Source organism: Sphingomonas bacterium (assembly GCF_903643065.1).
Classification (GTDB): Bacteria; Pseudomonadota; Alphaproteobacteria; order Sphingomonadales; family Sphingomonadaceae; genus Sphingomonas.
The window spans coordinates 1-3,831 of the sequence record NZ_CAHJWX010000291.1; the positions used below are offsets into that span (position 1 = coordinate 1).

Consider the following 3,831-nt stretch of genomic DNA (forward strand, 5'->3'; position numbering starts at 1 on the left):
CCGCCGCCGCCGGCGCGCGCGCTGCTTGATGTTGTCGCGATCCGCCTTGCCGCTCAAGGAGCCGGCATCGCCCGCATCGACGCCGGCCCGGCCGCGATCGCACTCACGCCGCGCCGCGAGTTCGCCGGCGACGCGGAGGCTGCGGGGCTGGTGGAGAAGAACGGCCGCTTGCTGCTGGCCGAGCGGATCGAGGACGGGACGGAGCGACTGGCGCGGGTGCGCGGGCTGCTGGACGCGCTGGGCGGATGACAGGCGTGGTGAGTTGGAGTATCCAATCCGGGTGACGCAATACTTCGACAGCCAAGCCTTTGTGCGCCGCATGGAGGCAGCGGGGATGGCGCGTAGCATCGCCGAGAAATTGGCGGATGCGCTCGGATCGGTGGTGCTCGACGGTCTCGTGACGAAACGTGACCTCAATGAAGGGTTCGGGCGTTCGGATAACCGGCTGCGCGAGACGGAGCTGAACCTTCGGAAGGATATGAAGGATCTGGAACTTCGGCTTACCTTGCGTGTCGGCGGGATGATCGCGGGTTCGACGGCGTTGACGGTGGCGATCCTGGGAGCGCTAGTCGCCTTCAAATAGTTGACCCGCCACCATCATCTGCCATGAACGCGACCATGTCTCAATTCGATCTTACCGACGACCAGCGCGAGATTCAGGCGCTGGCGCAGCGATTTACCGCCGATCGGATCACGCCGTTCGCGGGCGAGTGGGACGAGGCCAGCCACTATCCCGTCGAGGTATGGAAGGCGGCAGGCGAGCTTGGCTTCGGCGCGATCTACCTGCCCGAGGAAGTCGGCGGTATCGGGCTAGGGCGGCTGGAAGCGGCGCTGATCATGGAGGCGATGGCCTATGGCTGCCCCGCCACCAGCGCGTTCATCTCGATCCATAACATGGCGACATGGATGATCGCCCGCTACGGCGGCGACACGCTGCGGGATCGTTTCCTGCCAACGCTGGTCGGCATGGACCGGATCGCCAGCTATTGCCTGACCGAGCCCGGTTCCGGCTCCGACGCCGCCGCGCTGAAAACGACCGCGCGCCGCGATGGCGACGACTACGTGCTCAATGGCACGAAACAGTTCATCTCGGGCGCCGGCTACAGCGACGTCTATGTCTGCATGGTCCGCACTGGCCCCGACACTCCCGAGATGAAGTCGCGCGGGATCACCGCCATCGTGGTCGAGAAGGGCACGCCCGGCCTGGGTTTCGGCGCGCCCGAGCGCAAGCTCGGCTGGAACGCGAGCCCGACCGCGCAGGTCATCTTTGAGGATTGCCGCGTGCCGGCCGCGAACCTGATCGGCGCGGAGGGCGAAGGCTTCCGCATCGCGATGAGCGGGCTGGACGGCGGCCGGCTCAACATCGGCGCCTGTTCGCTGGGCGGCGCGCAGCGCTGCCTGGACGAGTCGATCCGCTACACCAGGGAACGCCAGCAATTCGGCCAGCCGGTGGCCGAGTTCCAGAACACGCAGTTCACGCTCGCCGACATGGCGACCGACCTGGAGGCGGCGCGCGCGCTGCTCTATCTCGCCGCCGCCAAGGTGACGGCCGACGCGCCCGACCGATCGCGCTTCTCGGCGATGGCCAAGCGACTGGCGACCGACAACGGGTCGTCGATCGTCGACCGCGCGCTCCAGCTCCATGGCGGCTACGGCTATCTGCGCGACTACCCGATCGAGCGCTTCTGGCGCGACCTGCGTGTCCATTCGATCCTGGAGGGCACCAATCAGGTGATGCGGATGATCGTCGGCCGCGAGTTGACCCGGCCGTGATCGACCTCGCCATGCCGACGGAGGTGATCGCCACGCGCGACGGCCGCGTCGGCCGGTTGCGGCTCAATCGCCCGCGCCAGCTGCACGCGCTCACCACTGCGATGTGCGCCGCCATGCTCGACGCGCTGGAGGCATGGCGAACCGATCCGGAGGTCGAGGCGGTGCTGCTCGACCATGCCGATGGTCGCGGCTTCTGCGCGGGGGGCGACATCCGCATGCTGGCGCAGAGCGGCGCGGCGGACGGCATGGCGGCGCGCCACTTCTTCGCCACCGAATACCGGGTCAACCACCGCCTATTCACCTATGCCAAGCCGACCGTCGCGTTCATGGACGGCGTAACGATGGGCGGCGGCGTCGGCCTGAGCCTGCCGTGCCGGCACCGCGTCGCGACCGAGCACACGCGCTTCGCCATGCCCGAGACGGGGATCGGGCTGTTTCCGGACGTGGGCGCCGGCTGGTATCTGTCGCGGCTGCCGGGCCGGATGGGGCGGTACCTGGCCCTGACCGGGCATCGGCTCGACGGGGCGGAATGCGTCGCGCTCGGGCTCGCCACCCACTATGTCGCAACCGAGCGGCTTGACGACGTGAAGGCAGTGATTGCCGCCGCGCCGCGTGAGCTGGACGCGGCGCTCGCCGGCGCAGCGAGCGAACCGCCGCCCGCCGCCGTCCTCGATCACCGCGCCGACATCGACCGCCTGTTCGCGTCGGATCGGCTGGAGCAGGTGCTCGCCGCGTTGCGGGCCGATCCCGGCGACTTCGCGCGGGAGACGCTGGCGACGGTCGGCACCAAGTCGCCGCAGACGATGAAGGTCAGCCTCAAGCTGTTGCTCGACGGCGCGACCATGTCGACGTTCGAGGACGAGATGCGGCAGGAATATGCGGTCGCCAGCCGCGTCGTGCAGCGCCATGACTTCATCGAGGGCGTGCGCGCGGTGATCGTCGACAAGGACAACGCCCCCCGCTGGGATCCGGCCACGCCCGACGGCGTCACCGACCATTTGATCGACCAGATCTTCGCGTCGCTGCCGGAGGCTGAGGAATGGAGTCCGCATTGACCTACCAAACCATCCTCGTCGATCAGCGTGGCGCGGTGACGCTGGTGACGCTGAACCGACCGCAGGCGCTCAACGCGCTCAACAGCCAGGTGCTGGCCGAGCTGATCGCCGCGATGCAGGCGTTCGACGCCGACCCGGCGCAACGCTGCGCGGTGCTGACCGGCTCACCCAAAGCGTTCGCGGCGGGTGCGGACATCAAGGAGATGCAGGCGCGATCGTTCGGCGACATGTACGGAACCGATTATTTCGCGGGTTGGGAGCGGTTCACCGCGACGCGCAAGCCGGTGATCGCGGCGGTGGCGGGATTTGCGCTGGGTGGCGGCTGCGAGCTGGCGATGATGTGCGACTTCATCCTCGCCGCCGACACGGCCAGGTTCGGCCAACCCGAGATCAAGCTCGCGGTCGGCCCCGGCATGGGCGGCTCGCAGCGGCTCACCCTGGCCGTCGGCAAGGCCAAGGCGATGGAGATGTGCCTGACGGGCCGGATGATGGATGCGGCCGAGGCGGAGCGCGCCGGGCTGGTGTCGCGCGTGATCCCGGCGGCCGAGCTGCTCGACGAGGCGATGAAGGTCGCGGACCAGATCGCCGCCATGGCGCCGCTCGCGGCGGTGGCGGTCAAGGAAATGGTCAACGCCGCCTTCGAGACGCCGCTCGCGCAGGGGATCAGGTTCGAGCGCCGCCTGTTCCACGGCCTGTTCGGGACGGCGGACCAGAAGGAGGGGATGAGCGCGTTCGTGGAGAAGCGGGCGGGCGTGTTCCGCGGACGGTAATGTCGTCACCCTGAACTTGTTTCAGGGTCCATGCGACATCATCAGTGCCGGCGTGTCGATAGCGGCGGCGCATGGATGCTGAAACAAGTTCAGCATGACGAAGGGCAAGTCTGAATGACCCGCATCGCGTTCATCGGCCTGGGCAACATGGGCGGCGGTATGGCCGCGAACCTCGCGCGGGCCGGCCACGACGTCCGCGCCTTTGACCTCAGCGACGGGGCGCTGACCCGCGC

6 protein-coding genes are annotated in these 3,831 nt (G+C 68.4%); all 6 read left to right on the forward strand.

Annotation, left to right across the window (positions count from 1 at the left end; genetic code table 11):
* On the forward strand, window positions 1-249 hold a 249-nt coding region (locus HUU95_RS10550), incomplete at its 5' end, for a hypothetical protein (protein WP_174280074.1).
* 31 nt (window positions 250-280) lie between these two features.
* Window positions 281-583, forward strand: coding sequence for a hypothetical protein (locus tag HUU95_RS10555; protein ID WP_174280075.1), 303 nt, complete (start codon window positions 281-283; stop codon window positions 581-583).
* 35 nt (window positions 584-618) lie between these two features.
* Window positions 619-1,773: an acyl-CoA dehydrogenase family protein gene (locus HUU95_RS10560; RefSeq protein WP_254602742.1), complete on the forward strand. Its 1,155-nt coding sequence runs from the start codon at window positions 619-621 to the stop codon at window positions 1,771-1,773.
* Between the two features lie 11 nt (window positions 1,774-1,784).
* Complete coding sequence (locus HUU95_RS10565) at window positions 1,785-2,828, forward strand: enoyl-CoA hydratase/isomerase family protein (RefSeq protein ID WP_174280079.1); 1,044 nt, start codon at window positions 1,785-1,787, stop codon at window positions 2,826-2,828.
* Complete coding sequence (locus HUU95_RS10570) at window positions 2,825-3,598, forward strand: enoyl-CoA hydratase (RefSeq protein WP_174280077.1); 774 nt, start codon at window positions 2,825-2,827, stop codon at window positions 3,596-3,598. The genes HUU95_RS10565 and HUU95_RS10570 overlap by 4 nt, the downstream gene beginning before the upstream one ends.
* A gap of 114 nt (window positions 3,599-3,712) precedes the next feature.
* Window positions 3,713-3,831, forward strand: a 119-nt coding sequence (locus HUU95_RS10575) for an NAD(P)-binding domain-containing protein (protein WP_174280078.1), incomplete at its 3' end; no start/stop codon positions are given.